The organism is Streptomyces sp. TAA486 (assembly GCF_000426165.1).
Window position 1 is genome coordinate 1 of the sequence record NZ_AUEV01000020.1, and the last position, 19,374, is coordinate 19,374.

A 19,374-nucleotide genomic window follows, 5' to 3' on the forward strand; every position below is an offset into this window, starting at 1 on the left:
GGCGTTCTCCCGTTCGCCCTGGAGCACCACGACGTCCACGGCCGGCTGGTTGTCCTCGGCCGTCGAGAAGGTCTCGGAGCGCCGCACGGGAATCGTGGTGTTCCGCTCGATGATCTTCGTCATCACGCCGCCGCGTGTCTCCACCCCGAGCGAGAGCGGAGTGACGTCCAGCAACAGGACGTCCTTGACCTCGCCCTTCAGCACCCCTGCCTGGATACCGGCGCCCACCGCGACGACCTCGTCGGGGTTGACGCTCATGTTCGGGTCCATGCCGCCGGTGAGCCGGCGGACCAGCGACTGCACCGCGGGCATCCGCGTGGAACCGCCCACGAGAATGACCTCGTCGATGTCGCTGTCGGTGATCTTCGCATCGGCCATGGCCTGCTTCACGGGATCCAGGCAGCGCTCGACGAGGTCGGCGGTGATCTGCTCGAACGTGGAGCGCATCACCGTCTCCGTCAAATGCTTCGGCCCGGCGGCGTCCGCGGTGATGAACGGCAGGCTGACCTGCGTCTGCGTGACCGAGCTCAGCTCCGTCTTGGCCTTCTCCGCCGCCTCGAAGAGCCGCTGCAGCGCCTGCGGATCGCTGCGCAGGTCGATGCCGTTCTCCCGCTGGAAGCTGTCCGCGAGGTGATCGACAAGACGGCGGTCGAAGTCGTCGCCGCCGAGGTGGCCGTCGCCGGCCGTCGACCTCACCTCCACCACGCCGTCGCCGACGTCCAGGATGCTGACGTCGAACGTTCCGCCGCCGAGGTCGAAGACGAGCACACTCTCGTGCTCCTTCTTGTCCATGCCGTAGGCGAGGGCGGCGGCGGTGGGTTCGTTGATGATCCGCAGGACTTCCAGCCCCGCGATGCGGCCCGCGTCCTTCGTCGCCGTGCGCTGCGAGTCGTTGAAGTACGCCGGCACGGTGATCACCGCTTCGGTCACCTTCTCGCCGAACGCCTTCCCCGCGTCGTCCGCGAGCTTGCGCAGGACCTGCGCGCTGATCTCCTCCGGCGCGTACTGCTTCCCCCGGACCTCGAACCGCGCGACACCGCCCTCACCCTCGACGACGTCGAACGCCACGGCCTTCGCCTCATCCGAGATCTCGTCGTAGTTGCGGCCGATGAAGCGCTTGGCCGAGTAGATCGTGCCCTTGGGATTGAGAATCGCCTGGCGCCGCGCCAGCTGCCCGACCAGCCGCTCACCGGTGTCGGTGTAGGCCACCACGGACGGCGTCGTACGAGTCCCCTCCGCGTTCGGGACCACCGACGCCTCCCCGCCCTCCCAGAAGGCGATCACCGAATTCGTCGTCCCGAGGTCTATCCCCACTGCCCTGCCCATGAGATGCCTCCTCCTCCAGCGGTCACTTACCGGCCGGAAGCGGTCACTCACGCGACGGCACCTGCGAGGGGACTCCCCTGGTTCTGCCAGACGAGCCCGCCGCCACCGCCTTCGGCCTGCACGCGATGCCGGCGCTCCCCATCCACGGTCCTGGACGGGAGGAGACGGCGCTTGGGCCTCCCGGGGCAGAGAGACGGACGGCAGGTCGCCCTCCCGGGGCAGCGCCGCCACGGCCACGAACAGGCGGACGGCACGCGCCGTGACTAGCCTGAAAGGCGGGAAGGGACGAAGCGGCACGAGGAGACATGGGGGCCACCCATGGGCGTCGACCCCACGAGACAGCGGCAGAGCCTTCCCGCCCCCGCCATGTGGGGCACGGAGGGCCCGAACGGCCTTCGGGACCTCATCCTGCTCTCGATCGCGATGTTCGAGGGACGCGACGAGGAAGACGTTCTGCACCTGGCCATGGCCGCGGTGGCCTCCGTCGCACCGTGCACGGCGGAAGCCGGCTATCTGCGCGGTGACGACGGGTGGATACGGGCCCCCGACGAACGGGCCGGAACTCCCGGCACGGACCTGGACGAGCAGGTCGCCGCTCTCGGCGCCGACGACGGGATCGTCCGGGTGCCGGGCCGCAACTGGCGCGAAGCGATCGCGCTGCGCCCTGCGGGGACGACGATCGGATACCTCGTGGTCAGCGCTGCCACCCGGATATCCGACGAGGAGCAGTTCCTGATCCGGGCACTGGCGCAGCAGACCTCGGCGGCCCTTGGCAACGCCGCGGGGCGCAGGGCGGAGCGCGAGCACGCCTCGGCGCTGCGCCGCGCCCACCACGACCGCGGCAAGGCGATCGCCCAGCTGCGCGAGTCGGTCGCGGAGCTGGAGTTCCAGAAGTCCGTCCACGAGAGCCTCAGCCAGGCCTCTGCCGAGAGCGAGGAAGGCATCGCGGACATGGTCCGCGCCGTCACCGGCCTCCCCGTCGCCATCGAGGACCCCTTCGGGAACCTCCGGGTCTGGTCGGGCCCCGGCCGCCCGGAACCGTACCCGGAGCCCGGGCTCGTGCGGCACGAGCAGGAGGTGCACAGGGGCATGCGGCGCGCCGGTCCCGTCCGTGCGGGGAGCCGCCTCACCTGCATAGCCCAGCACCGAGGCAAGGTGTTCGGCACGATCTCGCTCATCGACCCCGCCAGGACCGCCGGAGCTCACGAGGAGTTCGTACTCGACCACGCCTGCGTCGCGCTGGCCCTGGAGATGTCCCACCAGCGGCGCCTGGCGGAGACCGAGCTCCGGCTGCGCCGCGAACTCGTCGAGGACCTGATCATCGGGACGGACGACACCGGGGCCTACGCACGCTCCGAGGCCGTCGGGCACGATCTGCACGGACCGCACCGCGTCGTCGTCGTGCAGTGGGAGGACAAGCCGGCGGACACCGTCGCCGACGCCGTCGGGCGCTCGGCCACCAGCCTCGGCCTGAGATTTCTGCTCGGCCGCCGCTCGGGGACCACGGTGCTCGCCGTCCAGAGCGCGCCTCCGCCGCACGCCCTGCACGAAGCCGTGGCAGAGGCGCTGGACTCCGGGAACGGAAGCGTCGGGATCGGCGGGCGGGCCGACTCTCCCGCGGCCTTCCCGCGCTCCTACGAGGAAGCGGTGCGCGCGTCGGAGTTCCGGCGTCACTCCAGCACCCCTGCGGGCGCCACCGCGTACGACGAGCTGGGCTTCTACCGCATCCTCGCCTCCGGTGAGGACCAGCGGAAGGCCGAGGAGTTCGTACGTGAATGGCTCGGCCCGCTGCAGGACTACGACGCGGAGCACCACACCGACCTGGTGCGGACCCTTTCCTTGTACTTCGACTGCGGCGGCAACTACGACACCGCCGCCGCCGTGCTGACGATCCACCGCAGCACCCTGCGCTACCGTCTCGGCCGCATACGGGAGGTCAGCGGCCATGACCTGTCCGAGCCCGACACACGCCTCAACCTGCACGTCGCGACCAGGATCTGGCAGGTCGTGGACGCCTCGGTCTGAACGGACCGGGAACCGGAGCGCGATGTGCGCCGCCGGGTGTGTGCGCGGTGACCGCACCGGGGCAACGGGCGGTCCCATGTCGTACCGGCGTGGCAGGGTGGACGCATGTGCGGCAGATACGCCTCGACCCGCAGTCCGGAAGACCTGGCCGGTCTCTTCGACGTCGACCAGTGGGACCGCGAGTCGGCCCTGGACCCGAACTACAACGTCGCTCCCACCGACCACGTGTGGGCGGTCCTGGAGAAGGCCGACCGTGAGACCGGGGCGGTGGAGCGGCAACTGCGGCCGCTTCGCTGGGGCCTGGTGCCGTTCTGGGCGAAGAACCCGGCCGTCGGCGCGAAGATGATCAACGCCCGGATGGAGACCGTCCACGAGAAGCGGGCCTACCGCCGCGCGTTCGCCAAGCGCCGCTGTCTCCTGCCTGCCGACGGCTTCTACGAGTGGCAGTCCGTCCCGGCGAACGAGACCCACAAGGCGTACAAGCAGCCCTACTTCATCCACCCCCACGACGGGCAAGTGATGGCGCTGGCGGGCCTGTACGAGATCTGGCGGGACCCCAGCCGCGACAAGGACGACCCACAGGCCTGGTGGAGGACCTGCACCATCATCACCACCGAGGCCACCGACGCGGCCGGCAGGGTCCACCCGCGGATGCCCCTGGCCATCGACCCCGCCGACCAGGCCGCCTGGCTCGACCCCGCACACGAGGACCCGGACGAGCTCCGCGGTCTCCTGACCTCCCCCGCCGGGGGCGATCTGGACGCCCGCCCGGTGTCCACGGCGGTCAACAACGTCCGCAACAACAATCCCCACTTGCTGGATCCGGCCGACGCTGGCGACCAGGAGGCGGGCGCGGATCCCTCGACCTGAGCCTCGGGGCTCCTGAGCCCTGTCCGGCCTGGGGAAGGCCCGCCTGACCGCTCGGGATCGCGTCTTCGCCGGTGCGGTTTCTTGGGCGGGGTGGCCGTCCGGAGTGCTCATGGCCGGGCCTTTCGCCCTGACGCACGGCCCCGCTGGCCGCACCCGCGGGCGAATGCATGGGGCACGCACTGACGCAATCAAGCCTCCGTGAGCGGGCGATGGCGTGTATTCGTTGTCACGTACTGCCCCCACCGCGCTCACACGTCGAGCACTCGACCGCCGGTCCGCGAGGTGGCACGCTTCTGCACGTGACCGGCACGCCCACGACGGAACAGCACCTGCGCGACCTCGCGCGGCTTCGCCGCGTCCGCGACCGGATCGACCGGGAGTACGCGCAGCCTCTGGACGTCGAGGCGCTCGCCCGAGGCGCCCACATGTCGGCGGGGCATCTCAGCCGCGAGTTCCGCCGCGCCTACGGCGAGGCCCCGTACGGCTATCTGATGACAAGGCGCATCGAGCGCGCCATGGCCCTGCTCCGCCGTGGCGACATGAGCGTCACCGAGGTCTGCTTCACGGTGGGCTGCTCGTCGCTGGGCACCTTCAGCACTCGCTTCACCGAACTGGTCGGAATGCCGCCCAGCGTCTACCGGCGCGAGGCGGCGCGTGCGACGGCCGGGATGCCGTCGTGCGTGGCGAAACAGGTGACCAGACCGGTCAGGAATCGAGAAGCGGGTGCGACGGAGCCGCATCTAGCCTGACCAGCATGGACATCACCATTCACGCGAGCCTCCTCCCCCAGGACGACCCGGACGCGGCCCTGGCCTTCTACCGCGACACCCTCGGATTCGAGATCCGCAACGACGTCGGATACAACGGGATGCGCTGGATCACCGTCGGCCCGCCCGACCAGCCCGGCACGTCCATCGTGCTCTACCCGCCGGCCGCCGACCCCGGCGTCACCGACGACGAGCGCCGCACCATCGCCGAGATGATGGCCAAGGGCACCTACAGCATGATCGTCCTGGCCACCAAGGACCTCACCGCCACCTTCGACCGTCTCCAGGCGAGCGGCGCCGAGGTCGTCCAGGAGCCGGCCGACCAGCCGTACGGCGTCCGCGACTGCGCCGTACGCGACCCCGCGGGCAACCTGCTCCGCATCCAGGAAGTGCGCTGAACCGTCCGGCCACCATGGCCCGACCTGCTGCACACACGCACCGTGCGGATACGGCACGGTGCACACTCGGCACCGTGCGAACGCCCTCGGCCCTCGCCTGCCGGACGGATGGAGACCGACCGTTGCAGCGGCAGACCGGACGAAGTACAACCATACGGAGTAACAAGACGTACTGCTCGAAACCGATCGGGTCGGGCAAGGCGACGCTCGGCGACCGCGAGAAGACGGCCCGCCTCACAGATGGAGACACGATGACCACGGACTCGAGGACGGACTCGCAGTCGCCCGCGTCGCACGCCGCCGACGCCCACGATCTGATCCGCGTGCACGGCGCGCGCGTGAACAACCTCAAGGACGTCAGCGTCGAACTCCCCAAGCGCCGGCTGACGGTGTTCACGGGAGTCTCCGGCTCGGGCAAGAGCTCACTCGTCTTCGGCACCGTCGCGGCCGAGTCGCAGCGGCTGATCAACGAGACCTACAGCGCGTTCGTGCAGGGCTTCATGCCGACGCTGGCCCGGCCCGAGGTCGACGTCCTGGACGGGCTGACCACCGCGATCATCGTCGACCAGGAGCGGATGGGCGCCGACCCCCGCTCCACGGTCGGCACCGCCACCGACGCCAACGCGATGCTGCGCATCCTCTTCAGCCGCCTCGGCAAGCCCCACATCGGCTCGCCGCAGGCGTTCTCGTTCAACGTCGCCTCGATCAGCGGCGCGGGCGCCGTCACCATGGAGCGCGCCGGGCGGACGGTGAAGGAGCGCCGCAGCTTCAGCATCACCGGCGGCATGTGCCCGCGCTGCGAGGGCAGGGGCTCGGTCAACGACATCGACCTGACCCAGCTCTACGACGACTCCAAGTCGATCGCCGAGGGGGCCTTCACCATCCCCGGCTGGAAGTCGGACAGTTGGTGGACCGTGGGGATCTACGCCGAGTCGGGCTTCATCGACCCGAACAAGCCGATCCGCAAGTTCACCAAAAAGGAGATGCAGGACTTCCTCTACCGCGAGCCGACCAAGGTGAAGGTCAACGGGGTCAACCTCACCTACGAGGGGCTGATCCCCAAGATCCAGAAGTCGTTCCTGTCCAAGGACAAGGAGGCGATGCAGCCGCACATCCGGGCCTTCGTGGAGCGAGCGGTCACCTTCACCACCTGCCCCGAGTGCGACGGCACCCGGCTGAGCCCCGAGGCCCGGTCGTCGAAGATCGACGGGGTGAGCATCGGCGACGCCTGCGCGATGCAGATCAGCGACCTCGCGCAGTGGGTGAGGCGCCTCAACGAACCTTCCGTCGCGCCGCTGCTGACGGCGCTGGGACGCACCCTCGACTCTTTCGTCGAGATCGGGCTCGGCTACCTCTCGCTGGACAGGCCCTCGGGCACGCTCTCGGGCGGCGAGGCGCAGCGCACGAAGATGATCCGCCACCTCGGGTCGTCACTGACCGACGTCACCTACGTCTTCGACGAACCGACGATCGGTCTGCACCCCCACGACATCCAGCGCATGAACGACCTGCTGCGGCAGCTGCGGGACAAGGGCAACACGGTCCTGGTCGTCGAGCACAAGCCCGAGGCGATCGCGGTCGCCGACCACGTCGTCGACCTCGGCCCGGGCGCCGGCACCGAGGGCGGGCAGGTCGTGTTCGAGGGGACGGTCGAGGGGCTGAGGAGCAGCGACACCCTCACCGGACGGCACCTGGACGACCGGGCCTCACTCAAGCCGTCGGTACGGAAGCCGTCCGGAAAGCTGGAGGTTCGCGGCGCAGGCACCCACAACCTGCGGGACGTGGACGTCGACATCCCGCTCGGCGCGCTGGTCGTGGTGACCGGGGTGGCGGGCTCCGGCAAGAGCTCGCTGATCCACGGCTCGGTGGCCGGACGGGAGGGAGTGGTGGCTGTCGACCAGACCGCGATCCGCGGCTCGCGGCGCAGCAACCCGGCGACGTACACAGGGCTGCTCGACCCGATCCGCAAGGCCTTCGCGAAGGCCAACGGCGTCAAACCCGGGCTGTTCAGCGCCAATTCGGAGGGCGCCTGTCCCAACTGCAAGGGTGCGGGCGTCATCTACACGGACCTGGCGATGATGGCCGGAGTCGCCGTCCCCTGCGAGGTGTGCGACGGGAAGCGGTTCCAGGCAGCGGTGCTCGACTACGAGTTCGGCGGCCGCGACATCAGCGACGTACTCACGATGTCGGTGGCCCAGGCCGAGGAGTTCTTCGCCGCCGGCGACGCGAAGACCCCGGCCGCGCACAAGATCCTCGAGCGGCTCGCCGACGTCGGACTCGGATACCTCACCCTGGGCCAGCCGCTCACGACGCTCTCCGGCGGCGAGCGGCAGCGGCTCAAGCTGGCCACGCACATGGGAGAGAAGGGCGGGGTCTACATCCTCGACGAGCCCACCACCGGCCTCCACCTCGCCGACGTCGAGCAGTTGCTCGGGCTGCTCGACCGGCTCGTCGACTCCGGCAAGTCGGTCATCGTCATCGAGCACCACCAGGCCGTCATGGCGCACGCCGACTGGATCATCGACCTCGGTCCCGGCGCGGGCCACGACGGCGGCCGGATCGTCTTCGAGGGGACGCCCGCCGACCTCGTCGCCGACCGCTCCACCCTCACCGGCGAGCACCTCGCGGCGTACGTCACCGGCTGACGGCGGCGGCGCGGCGCCCGGCAGGACCCGAGGGCGCCGCCGCCGGGGTGCGCTACTTGCCGCCCAGCCCGGCGAGGCCCGCGACGATCCAGCGGCGGGCGAGGACGTACGCGATGAAGACCGGGGCGGCGGAGAGCAGGACCGCGGTCATCAGTCCGGGGATGTTCACGCCGAACTCGGTCTGGAAGTTCCAGAGGTTGAGGGTGAGGATCTGCTGCTCCTCGGACTGGGTGAGGATCAGCGGGAACAGGAAGCCGTTCCACGCCTGGAGCGCCGCGTAGATGCCGACGGCGACGATGCTGCCGCGGGACATCGGGATGACGAGGGACCACAGCGTGCGCATCGGGCCTGCGCCGTCGAGCGTCATGGCCTCGTAGTTCTCGGCGGGCACGTCGCGCAGCGAACCGGCCAGGATGAGGACGGCGAAGGGCAGCCCGAAGGCGACCGTGGGCAGGATGATCGCGGCCTTGGTGTCGTACAGACCCATCCGGACGATCATCAAGTAGACGGGGATGATGACCGCTTGGGCGGGGATGGCGAGCCCCAGCAGAAAGACGGAGAAGGCACCCGCGACGAAGCGGCTGGTGGAGCGGACGACCGCGTACGCGGCGGGTACGGCGCACACGAGGGTCAGGGCGACACTCACGACCGTGACGATCACGGTGTTGACGAACGCCCTGGTGAAACCCCCTTCCAGGACGGTCTGCAGATTGCCGGAAGTCAGCTGACGGGGCAGGCCGAGCGGCCCGTTGTCGAGGAACCCGTCGCGGCTCTGCACGCTCCAGCTCAGCATGCACCACAGCGGGACGAGGACGATCGCCAGCCAGATCAGGGCGGCCGTACCGCCCGGGACGTTGACACGGGAGAACAACGGGCTGCGGCCGGCGGGCCGTTGCCTGCTCCCGCCACCGCCCGCGGGTCCGGACCCCGGCCCGGACGACGGGGTGCGGGTCTTTCCTGGTGCGGCAGCCGGGGCGGTGGCCATCAGATCCCCTCCAGGGTGGAGCGCATCCTGCTGAAGCCGCTGAACCGGACGATCAGCAGGGACAGCGCGGTGCCGAACAGTACGAGGACGGTGGCCAGCGCGGAGGCGGGCCCCATCTCGAAGCTCTTGAAGGCCTGTTGGTACATCCGGAACGGCATCGACTGGGTGGCAGCACCGGGACCGCCGTCGGTGAGGATCAGGATCGTCTCGAAGGTGGTCATCGTGCCGACGATCATCAGCGTGGACGAGGTGACGACGGTGTTCCGCAGCTGCGGCAGCGTGACCGACCAGAACTGCCGTACGCGGCCGGCGCCGTCGATGATGGCGGCCTCGTAGAGATGCGCGGGGACATTACGAGCGGCCGCCTGGTACATCAGCATGTGGAACGGCACGAACTGCCAGGCGCCGACGGCAATGATGGCCGTCAGCGCGCCGCCGGAAGTGCCGAGTATGTTGCCGCTGGGCACGGCGATCCACGGGCCGATGGTGCGGGCGAGGCCGAAGTTGGGGTCGAGCAGGGCCTTCCAGACCAGGGCGGTCGCCGCGCCGGAGAGCAGCAGCGGCAGGAAGACGAGCGCCGAGGCCACTGCACGTCCGCGCTGTGCGCCCGCGGCCCACACGCCGAGGAGCATCGCGAGCGGCGTCTGCACGGCCCAGCCGGCGAGCGTGAGCACGGCGGTGATCCGCAGGGAGTGCAGCAGGCCGGGGTCGGTGGTCAGGTCACGCCAGTTGGCGAGTCCCGTCCAGCGGGGGTCGCCGAGGCCGTTCCAGGCCGTGAAGGAGAGCCAGCAGACGAGGACGAGCGGTACGAGCGCGAAGACACCGAAGACGAGCACGGCCGGAACGGCGTAGAGCGCGCCGGGCCGTGCGGCGTTGTCGGTGTGCGAGGCGGCGCGTGTGCGGCGGCGGAGCGCGGGGCGGGCGGGCGCAGGTGCCGGGGCGGTCACTGGATCAGCTCCATCGCGTCGACGAACTGCCGCGGGGAGAGCTTCTCCAGGAAGATCTGCTGGAGGCTGGAGAGCATCGCCTCCTTCACGGCGGGGAGCATCGCCTGGTCCCAGGAGAGGGTGAAGTCGGGGGCGTCGGAGACGATGCGGTAGACGTACAGCGCGAAGTCCGGGTCGGGCGCGAGGTCGCGCAGCCGGTCCTCGATGCCGACGGCGGCGGGAACGTCACCCGCCTTGATGAGGGCGTCGATGAAGGGGCGCGCGGCGAGTTGGGTGCCGACCAGGTCGATACCCGCGTCGATGTCGGAGCTTCTGGCGTTGACGGACAGGTAGTTGGTGTTGTTTCCGACCAGGGCACGGGGATCGCCCGTGCCGCCGGGGATCTCCGGAAAGGACACCCAGCTCAGACCCTCCTCGGTGAAACGAGTGTGGTCGTTGCGCAGGTTGGAGTACTCCCATGAACCCATCAGGTGCATGGCGGCACGGCCCTTCGCGAAGAGTGCGCTGGCCCCGCCCGAGCCGTAGCTGACGGATCCGAATGCCCGGCCGAAGGCGCCGCGGCGGACCAGCTTCTGTATCCGGTCGAGGGCTTCCTCGATGGCAGGGTGCCGCCAACTGCCGCGTGCCCCCGCGAAGATCTTGCGCAGGGGATCGGTGCCGGTGAGCCGCCCGGTGATGCATTCGAGCCACATCAGCTCGCACCAGCTTTCCGCCCCGGCCAGTGAGACGGGGAGGACGTCCGCCTCGACGAAGGCGTCGACGACGTCGAGCAGTTCGTCCCAGGTACGGGGCAGGCGCAGATCGTGCTCGTCGAAGAGGGTCTGGTTGCAGAAGAGGATGACGGGCTGCATGCCGCGCACGGGCAGCCCGAGCGGTTCGCGGCCGTCGACGCGGGCGGCCTGGAGGGCCGCGGGCAGGAACGCGTCCCGCCACCGGGTGTCGTCGCCGAAGCGGTCCGCCAGGTCGACGACGAGTCCGGCCTCCTGGTACGGGCGCAGCGACTCACCGCCCCAGCTCCAGAACACGTCCGGCCCGTCGGAAGTGCCCATGGCGATGCGGAGCTTCTGCGTGTAGCCGGTGTTGGGGAACGGCGTGAGCTTGGCACGCGAGGCGTCGCTGCGCCGGAGGCGGGCGAGGGCGGCGCGCTGGATCTTGTTCTGCACGGGGTCGGTGAGGGTCCACACGTCCAGACCGCGGGCTTCTCTTCCGGTGCCGAGGCCGAGGGCCGAGCAGCCGGTGAGGGGTGCCGCGCCCATGCCGGCGGCTCCGATGCCGGCGAGGCCGGTCAGGAAGCGACGCCGGCTGTGCGCCGGTCGCGTCGCCGTGTCTGCCATGACGCCTCCGCTCAGAAACTTTCGGTGAATTCCGAAATCAAGAGGTTGGCGTGGAACCTAGGGCGACGGCCATAGGGTCGTCAATAGCCGTGCAGGGTTGAGCTGTACGACCATTGGCCTGCGGCAGCGTAGAGGCCCGACCCATAGAAAGTTTCCGAAATCATCGAGTAGCATCCCGCTCATCCGCTCCACTCGACGAGGTGACGATGCAACAGAACGCGCATCACTCGGACCACACGGACGGCGGCGACGGCGCCGCGCCGTGGCGCGACCGGCGGCTGACGCCCGACGTCCGCGTCGCCGATCTGATCTCCCGGATGACCCTCGACGAGAAACTGGCCCAGCTGGTCGGCGTGTGGGTGGGCGCCACCCACGACGGCCGGGGAGTCGCCCCGCACCAGGACGACCTCGCCGGTGAATCGCCGTCCTGGGAGGAGCTGATCAGCCACGGACTCGGCCAGCTCACCCGTGTCTTCGGCACACGTCCCGTCACACCGGCCGCCGGGTCGAAGGCACTTGCGGCGAGTCAGCGGGAGATCATGGCGGCCAACCGGTTCGGCATCCCGGCCGTGGCTCACGAGGAGTGCCTCGCCGGGTTCACCACATGGGGCGCGACCGTCTTCCCCGTACCGCTCGCCTGGGGAGCCACCTTCGACACGGCGCTGGTGCGTCGGACGGCCGAGGCCATCGGGCAGAGCATGCGCGCGGTCGGCGTGCACCAGGGGCTGGCGCCGGTGCTGGACGTCGTACGGGACGCACGCTGGGGCCGGGTGGAGGAGACCATCGGGGAGGACCCGTATCTCGTCGGCGAGATCGGCTCCGCATATGTGTCAGGCCTCGAGTCGACAGGGATCATCGCCACGCTCAAGCACTTCGCGGGCTACTCGGCCGGCCGGGCGGGCCGCAATCTGGCGCCGGTGAGCATGGGCCCGCGTGAACTGGCCGACGTGATACTGCCGCCGTTCGAGACCGCACTGCGCGAGGCGGGCGCCCGTTCGGTGATGCACGCCTACACGGACACCGACGGCGTCCCCGCGGCTGCGGACGAACGGCTGCTGACCGGAGTGCTGCGCGAGGAATGGGGCTTCGAAGGGACCGTCGTCGCCGACTACTTCGGGGTGTCGTTCCTCGAACTGCTGCACCGCACGGCGGGCAGTCCGGGCGAGGCCGCCGTCCAGGCGCTGACGGCCGGCGTTGATGTCGAGCTTCCCACCGCACGCTGCTACGGCCGGCCGCTCGCCGATCAGGTGCGCGAGGGCGCGGTGAACGAGGCGCTGGTGGACCGTGCGCTGACACGCGTACTGCGGCAGAAGTGCGATCTGGGCCTACTCGACCCGGGCTGGAGCCCCGAGCCGCCGGTGCGCGAGCCGGATCTCGACCCGCCCGAACACCGCGAGCTGGCACGTCAGTTGGCGCGTGAGTCCGTCGTGCTGCTGGCCGACGACGCCGGGCTGCTGCCGCTCGAGGCCCCCGGACGGGTCGCGGTCGTCGGGCCGCTCGCCGACGACGCACTCGGACTGCAGGGCTGCTACTCGTTCCCGGCGCATGTGGGCGTGCGTCACCCGGAGTGGGACATGGGCGTCGCCGTGCCGACCGTGCTTGAAGGGCTGCGGGAAGGAGTGGGCGCGCATCAGCTCACCCACGAACAGGGCTGCCCCGTCCAGGAGTCGGACCGGTCCGGGTTCCACGCGGCGGTGACTGCCGCACGGGAGGCAGACATCTGTCTGGCAGTGCTCGGCGACCGGGCAGGGCTCTTCGGACGCGGCACGTCAGGTGAGGGATGCGACGTGCCCGACCTGTTGCTGCCCGGGGTGCAGTCCGAACTGCTGGAGGAACTGCTCGACACCGGCACGCCGGTGGTGCTGATCGTCGTCAGCGGGCGTCCGTACGCGCTGGGCGCGGCTGCCGGACGCGCGGCGGCGATCGTGCAGACCTTCTTCCCCGGCGAGGAGGGGGCGGCAGCGCTGACGGACGTGCTGACCGGCCGCGCGGATCCGTCGGGCCGGCTGCCCGTCGGTGTGCCGCGCATGCCTGGAGGACAGCCCTCCACCTATGTGACGGCGCCCCTTGGACGTGCGAGTGAGGTGAGCGCACAGGACCCGACACCGCTGTTCCCCTTCGGGCACGGACTGTCCTACGCGCGGTTCGCCTACGAGGAGTTGACGCTGAGCAGCGAGGAGGTGCCGGCCGACGGCGAGGTGGAGATCTCCTGCACGGTCACCAACACCGGCGAGCGGACGGGCACCGAGGTCGTGCAGCTCTATCTCACCGACCCTGTCGCCCAAGTGACCCGGCCCTGGCGGGAGTTGGCCGGGTTCGCACGGCTGGAGCTCGCGCCGGGCGAGCGACGCCGGGTCACCTTCGTCCTGCACACGGACCGCACCGCGTTCACCGGCCGGGACGGGCGGCGCGTGGTGGAACCCGGCGTCATCGAGGTACGGATCGGCCGGTCGAGCGCCGACACTCCGCTGGAGGGCGCGTTCCGCATCACGGGTACAGCACCGCGCGCGGCCGGAAGCGACCGGGTGCTGCGGACCCCGGTACGTGTGACGAAGTCCCGTTGAACCGGGTGGAGTTGGCCGGATTCCGGGGTGACCGGGTCCGAGGTGGCCGGGGCCAGTCGACGGGGGTGCGGGGCGGCCGCGTCCCGTCCGGTCAGCGCTGTCGCGGAGGAGCCGTGCTGTCACGTACGACCAGCTCCGTCGACAGCTCCAGCCGGCGCGTCTCGAAGGAGCCGGTCTCCAGATACCGCAGCAGCATCCGCATCGCCTGCGCCGCCATCTGCGCCACGGGCTGCCGGATCGTGGTCAGCGGCGGTGAGGACAGACCGGCGGCGGGCAGGTCGTCGAACCCGACCACGCTCAGGTCGTCCGGGACGCGCAGCCCGAGGTGCCCGGCCGTCCGGTACACGCCGAGCGCCTGCTGGTCGTTGCCCGCGAAGATCGCCGTGGGCGGGTGCGGCAGGGAGAGCAGTTCGCGTGCCGCCTGCTCACCGCGCGGTGCGTAGAAGTCGCCCTCGGCGATGAGCCCGTCGTCGACCGGCAGGCCCGCCGACTGCATTGCCGAGCGGTAGCCGTCCAGCCGGGCCCTGCTGCACTGCAACTCCGGCCGGCCGCCGATGAGGCCGATGCGCTCGTGCCCCAGCGAGATCAGATGCTCGGTGGCGGTGAGCGCGCCGTTCCAGTTGGTCGCACCGACGGAGGCGACGTGGGGGTCGGGCTGGCCGACCGGGTCGATGATGACCATGGGGATGCCGAGCGCACGGATCTGTTCCGCGTGTGCCGGCCTGAGTTCGGTGACGGCGAGGATGATCCCGTCCGACCAGCGCGCGGTGAGGTTGTCCAGCCACCGGCGTTCCTCGGTCGTCTCCCCGTGGATGGCGGACACGACGGTGCCGAGTCCCGACTCGTGCGCGACGCCCTCGACGCCGCGGATGATCTCCACCGACCACTCGCTGTCGAGGTTGTTGAAGACGAGGTCGACGAGCCGCGCCTGACCCTCGCGGCGCTTGGCGCGGCGCGCGTACTGGTGCTTGGCCAGCAGCCGCTCGACCTTGCTGCGCGTCCCGGCGGCAACGTGCGCGTGCCCGTTGAGCACCTTGGAGACGGTGGGGACGGAGACGCCGGCTTCGCGGGCGATGTCGCTGATCGTCACGCGTTCGCCGCGACTCCCCCCGCGACCCGCGCGCTCTCCTGCCGTGTGCGGTGCGGCCACGTTACGGCCCTCCTGTGACCCTGATGCTTCTGCTCGCGGCCACCCTAGCCGAGGGGACGGAAACCTTTCGTAGAGCTTTCGGTTCCGCCTCGACCCCCACCCGCGCTTCCGGGTGCCGGGGTGCCTGGTGCCGGACCCGGACGCGGGATGTCAGATGCCGGACAGCCGACGGGTGCAACCGACTCGGTGCCAGTTGTGTCTCTTGATGCGAATGGTCTGGACAACCGGAGGAAACCGCAATGACACCCTTAAGACGCCCCGCTGCCCGCAATGCCCGTGGGGGACGGGCGGCGCGCGCCGCTGTGCCACTGGCCGCCGCACTGCTGGCCGCGGGCGGCCTGACGGCCTGGACGCTCACCCCGGAGGAAGCGCACGCGGCGCAGGCCGAGGCAGCGGCCCCCGCGGACGACCTCAACGGCGACGGCTACGCCGACCTGGTCTCCGGCGCCCCGGGAGGCACGATCTCCGGCAAGGCGCAGGCGGGCTACGTGGCGGTCACGTACGGCTCGGCGGACGGCCTCGACCCGTCCCGCAAGAAGCTGGTGAGCCGTTCCACGAGCGGCGTGCCCGGATCGGCCTCCGCCAAGCAGCAGTTCGGTAAGACCTTCGCCAGGGGCGACCTGGACGGCGACGGCTACGGCGACCTCGTCATCGGCTCCGGCGACGCGCCCTCCGGCAGCGTGATCCTGTGGGGCTCGCCGTCCGGCCCGACCGGCGGCACCGCGCTCGACAGGTACGGACACACGCCGCAGGCCGGCGACTTCGACGGCGACGGCAAGGCCGACCTGGCGCTGTTCGGCGACGCCGGAGTCGAGGGCGACGACCCCGTGGCGCACCCGGGCGCGCTGTTCAAGGGCCCGATATCGCGCGACGGCTCCCCCGCCGAACGGCTCTCCTTCATGGACAAGTCCGAGTGGTGGGGCTACGGCGACGAGGGCCCGCGCTGCGCGGAGGACGACTCGTGCATCGACGGGCCCTCCTCCATCAGCGGCCCCGTCACGGCCCAGGCCGTCGGCGACGTCAACGGCGACAAGCGCCAGGACATCGCGATCTGGCAGTACGAGGGCGACGGCGTGTGGGGGAACCACGTCCTGCTCGGCGGCAAGACCGGATTCACGACGTCGGGCACCGTCAGCGACATCGGGTCCACCGGTGACGAGGGCGACAGCGACATGGGCGACGTGGACGGCGACGGATTCGACGACCTCGTGCTCGGCAGCGGCGTCGCGAACAAGGCCACCGTCGTCTTCGGCTCGCCCTCCGGTCCGTCCGGCGACCGCGAGCAGTCCATCGACCAGAGCCTGCCCGGGTTCCCCGGCGCGCAGGAGGACGGGGACCGGGTCGGCTCCTGCGTCTCGGTCGCCGACGTCACCGGGGACGGCCGTGCGGAGGTGGCACTCGGCATCAGCGGGGAGGACTTCGGCGGGCTGAAGGACGCCGGCTCGGTCGCGCTGCTGCACGGCGGCCCCTCGGGTGTGACGGGCGCCGGCAGCCAGGTCGTGCACCAGGACACGGCGAACGTGCCCGGAGTCGCCGAGACCGGCGACGAGTTCGGGGCGGCGTGCGCCCTCAGTGACGTCGACGGCGACGGTCACCGCGACCTGAATGTCTCCTCGACGAAGGAGAACGCCTCGGCCGGAGCCGACTGGTCGCTGCGCGGCACCGGCGACGGCCTGACGACCCAGGGCGCGGCGGCATTCGGCCCCGGCGACGTCGGAGGCCCCGTCACCAAGGCGCTCTTCGGCAGCTTCCTGCGCTGACGCGTCACCGCCGGGCGGGGCCGACGCGCCCGCCCGGCCGGGTCCACCGGGCCAGGTTCCGCGAACGGAGCCCCGGCCCGGTGGCAAACCGGGCCTCAGCCCCGGCTGACGGCCGTGAGGATCTCCGGCAGCCGGGCCGCCACCCGTGGCGCCGCTCCCCGCAGTGCGAGGGCGGGCGCGGAGACCCCGTAGAGGAGTCCGATCGGCAGCACGGCCCACAGCCACGCGTGACCTCCGGAGAGGTGCAGCCAGATCGTCAGCGCGGCCAGCGGTGAGCACATCAGGGCACCGATGATGATGCCGCCGAAGATGCTGAGGTAGGCGAGGGAGCCCTGACCGGGGGCGACGTTCTTGTAGCCGTTGTCCTGCGGGATGGAGTACGGGAAGCGGTACGAGGTGAAGACGCCCGTGGCGAGCAGCACACCGAGCAACCCCAGTGCCAGCCCCAGCACTTCGGGGATCTTCTGCCACTCCCCCAGGAGCACGGCGCAGACCACCACGACCGCCGCGACGTAGGGCACCGCGATGAGCGCGATGGCCAGCATCCGGCCGCGCATCTCGATGTACGCGTCACGCGGGGAGGAGATCGTCGAGGCCACGAGCCAGAAGGCCGAGTAGTCCTGCCCGAACTGGTTGTACATCTGGATTCCGAGCAGCCCCGCCACCCAACAGGCGTTGTACGCACTGCCGTTGCCCTGAGCCGCGAACACCACCGGCAGGAGCACACCCACACCGAGCGACGACGCCCATCCCACCTTCGTCTTGGGATCGCGCCAGACGTAGCGCAGGCTGCGCAGCATCACCGCACCGGTGCGGCCCTCGGGCAGGAACCGGGTGAGTCCCTTGCCGGCGGCGCGGCCCCGGGCCCTCTCCGGTGCCGTGGTGGCCTGGACCGTCGAGGCGTCCGGCGACGTCATCAACCGGTCGAGGCTGCGGTACCACCACCACAGCAGCACCGCCAACGCGGCGCCGGACAGGGCGACTTGAGCCAGCGCGGTGCCGTACGCACCGTCACCCGCCGACTGCACGGCGGCCACGGCCGATGCGGGCGGAACCCAGGCGAGGACGTCCGCCACGGGCTCGAGCGGCGCGAGCCCCCCGGACTCGCTCAGTCGCTGGAAACCCAGGTTGAGCAGCTGGATCCCGACGGCGATGACCAGGCCGCTCAGCAGCGCCAGGTCACGACCGCGGCGGCTGGTGAGCAGGCGGACGTTGACGGCGGCCACCGCCCGCGCCAGCGCCAAGCACACCAGGACGAGCAGCGGAAGGGCGATCACCGCGACCGCCGCCCCCACGACACCCTGCGCGAGGGCGAGGACCGTACCGGCCCCCACAAGAACCGTGAACAGCGGACCGATCCCGACGAGGGAGGCGATCAGCAGCCCCGGCATGAGCTGGCGGGCCCGCAGCGGAAGCATCACGAGCCGCGTCGGGTCGAGGGTCTCGTCACCTCCGGGGAAGAAGACCGGCATCACGGCCCAGCCGAGCGCCATCAGAGCGGCCAGCGGCACGACACCGGCGGCGGCGTACTCGTTGCCGCGCAGCAGGAGCATCCCCAGGAGCTGGCCCGTGCCGAGCAGCAGAACGAGCACGACGGAGACGACGAAGGCGGCGGTCCGGCCCGAGGACCGGCGCAGCCCGTTCCGCAGCAGGGACAGCTTCAGACGCGTGAACGTCCAGGTGACGGACGGGGTTGCGCTCACTCGGCACCGTCCCGACGGCTGCTGCCACCGCCCAGCCAGTCGAGGCTGTCACCGGCGACCGCGCGCTCGTGCGCACCGACGAGGTGGAGGAACGCCTCGTGCAGGGAGCCGGCCGAGCCCTTGACGTCCGCGAGCGGACCGTGGGCGCGGATGCTGCCCACGGCCATCACGGCGACCCAGTCGCACAGCGACTCCACGAGTTCCATGACATGGCTGGAGAAGACGACCGTCGCGCCGGAGGCGGTGTAGCGCTCGAGCACGCCGCGGATCGTCGTCGCGGAGACCGGGTCGACGCCCTCGAACGGCTCGTCCAGGAACAGCACTTCGGGGTTGTGCAGCAGCGCCGCGGCCAGGCCGATCTTCTTCCGCATGCCCGTGGAGTAGTCGACGATCAGCTTGTGCTGCGCGCCGACGAGGTCGAGCGTCTCGAGCAGCTGCGTCGTGCGCCGGTCCGCCTCCTCGCGGGGGAAGCCGCGCAGAGCGCCGAGATGGCTCAGCAGCTCGCGCCCGGAGAGCCTCTCGAACAGGCGCAGCCCCTCAGGCAGCACCCCGATGCGGGACTTGACGTCGACCGGGTCGCGCCACACGTCGCGCCCGCTCACCTCGACGGTGCCGGAGTCGGGGCGCAGCAGGCCGGTGATCATGGACAGCGTGGTGGTCTTGCCGGCTCCGTTGGGACCGACCAGGCCGACGAACTTCCCCGCAGGGATGTCGAGATCGATCCCCCCGACGGCGACCTGTCCGCCGAACTGCTTCCACAGCCCTCTCACCCGCACCGCTGCGGCGGGCTCCCGGCTGTCGGTCGCGTCGAGTTGCTGCTGTGGATCGTGCAGTGTCACGGCCATGCCTCTTTCGTTCTCAGCGGGCGCGCTACCGGGATCGACCACCCGTGCACGGGTC

The 19,374-nt window shown here is 70.7% G+C and carries 14 protein-coding genes; 7 read left to right on the forward strand and 7 right to left on the reverse strand.

The annotated features are described in order from the left end of the window. Positions 1 to 1,326, reverse strand: a 1,326-nt coding sequence (gene dnaK, locus I004_RS0124965) for a molecular chaperone DnaK (RefSeq protein WP_037976572.1), incomplete at its 3' end; no start/stop codon positions are given. Between the two features lie 318 nt (positions 1,327 to 1,644). Between dnaK and I004_RS35900 the strand changes: the two genes are divergently transcribed. The 5 genes from I004_RS35900 (at position 1,645) to I004_RS0124990 (ending at position 8,031) form a co-directional block, all read left to right on the forward strand. Further along, positions 1,645 to 3,351 carry a helix-turn-helix domain-containing protein gene (locus I004_RS35900; protein ID WP_051345407.1) on the forward strand — a complete coding sequence of 569 codons (1,707 nt, stop codon included), beginning with the start codon at positions 1,645 to 1,647 and terminating at the stop codon, positions 3,349 to 3,351. A gap of 105 nt (positions 3,352 to 3,456) precedes the next feature. Then, entirely contained in the window at positions 3,457 to 4,221 is a 765-nt protein-coding gene (locus I004_RS0124975; protein ID WP_028437739.1) for an SOS response-associated peptidase, read from the forward strand. A gap of 299 nt (positions 4,222 to 4,520) precedes the next feature. Beyond that, the gene (locus I004_RS0124980; protein ID WP_028437740.1) at positions 4,521 to 4,970 is read left to right on the forward strand and encodes a helix-turn-helix transcriptional regulator; all 450 of its coding nucleotides are present in this window, start codon (positions 4,521 to 4,523) and stop codon (positions 4,968 to 4,970) included. 5 nt (positions 4,971 to 4,975) lie between these two features. After that, entirely contained in the window at positions 4,976 to 5,386 is a 411-nt protein-coding gene (locus I004_RS0124985) for a VOC family protein (protein ID WP_028437741.1), read from the forward strand. A 251-nt stretch (positions 5,387 to 5,637) separates the two neighbouring features. Then, positions 5,638 to 8,031, forward strand: coding sequence for an excinuclease ABC subunit UvrA (locus I004_RS0124990; RefSeq protein WP_028437742.1), 2,394 nt, complete (start codon positions 5,638 to 5,640; stop codon positions 8,029 to 8,031). Positions 8,032 to 8,083: 52 nt separating this feature from the next. Here the strand turns inward: I004_RS0124990 and I004_RS0124995 are convergent, their stop codons facing one another. The 3 genes from I004_RS0124995 to I004_RS0125005 are packed head-to-tail and all read right to left on the reverse strand — an operon-like array spanning position 8,084 to position 11,297. After that, positions 8,084 to 9,016: a carbohydrate ABC transporter permease gene (locus tag I004_RS0124995; protein ID WP_028437743.1), complete on the reverse strand. Its 933-nt coding sequence runs from the start codon at positions 9,014 to 9,016 to the stop codon at positions 8,084 to 8,086. After that, positions 9,016 to 9,963: a carbohydrate ABC transporter permease gene (locus tag I004_RS0125000; protein ID WP_028437744.1), complete on the reverse strand. Its 948-nt coding sequence runs from the start codon at positions 9,961 to 9,963 to the stop codon at positions 9,016 to 9,018. The genes I004_RS0124995 and I004_RS0125000 overlap by 1 nt, the downstream gene beginning before the upstream one ends. After that, a complete protein-coding gene (locus I004_RS0125005) occupies positions 9,960 to 11,297 on the reverse strand; it encodes an extracellular solute-binding protein (protein WP_051345408.1) in 1,338 nt (445 codons plus the stop codon). The genes I004_RS0125000 and I004_RS0125005 overlap by 4 nt, the downstream gene beginning before the upstream one ends. A gap of 206 nt (positions 11,298 to 11,503) precedes the next feature. Between I004_RS0125005 and I004_RS0125010 the strand changes: the two genes are divergently transcribed. Continuing rightward, complete coding sequence (locus tag I004_RS0125010) at positions 11,504 to 13,861, forward strand: beta-xylosidase/alpha-l-arabinosidase (RefSeq protein ID WP_051345409.1); 2,358 nt, start codon at positions 11,504 to 11,506, stop codon at positions 13,859 to 13,861. A gap of 91 nt (positions 13,862 to 13,952) precedes the next feature. Here the strand turns inward: I004_RS0125010 and I004_RS0125015 are convergent, their stop codons facing one another. Continuing rightward, positions 13,953 to 14,951, reverse strand: a complete 999-nt coding sequence (locus tag I004_RS0125015; protein ID WP_028437747.1) for a substrate-binding domain-containing protein — start codon at positions 14,949 to 14,951, stop codon at positions 13,953 to 13,955. 299 nt (positions 14,952 to 15,250) lie between these two features. Between I004_RS0125015 and I004_RS0125020 the strand changes: the two genes are divergently transcribed. Further along, entirely contained in the window at positions 15,251 to 16,771 is a 1,521-nt protein-coding gene (locus I004_RS0125020) for an FG-GAP-like repeat-containing protein (RefSeq protein ID WP_028437748.1), read from the forward strand. Between the two features lie 95 nt (positions 16,772 to 16,866). Here I004_RS0125020 and I004_RS0125025 read toward each other — a convergent pair whose 3' ends face one another. Together I004_RS0125025 and I004_RS0125030 are read right to left on the reverse strand one after the other, a co-directional pair. Next, positions 16,867 to 18,474: a hypothetical protein gene (locus I004_RS0125025; RefSeq protein WP_028437749.1), complete on the reverse strand. Its 1,608-nt coding sequence runs from the start codon at positions 18,472 to 18,474 to the stop codon at positions 16,867 to 16,869. Further along, positions 18,471 to 19,319: an ABC transporter ATP-binding protein gene (locus I004_RS0125030; protein WP_078511791.1), complete on the reverse strand. Its 849-nt coding sequence runs from the start codon at positions 19,317 to 19,319 to the stop codon at positions 18,471 to 18,473. The genes I004_RS0125025 and I004_RS0125030 overlap by 4 nt, the downstream gene beginning before the upstream one ends. Positions 19,320 to 19,374 lie beyond the last annotated feature (55 nt).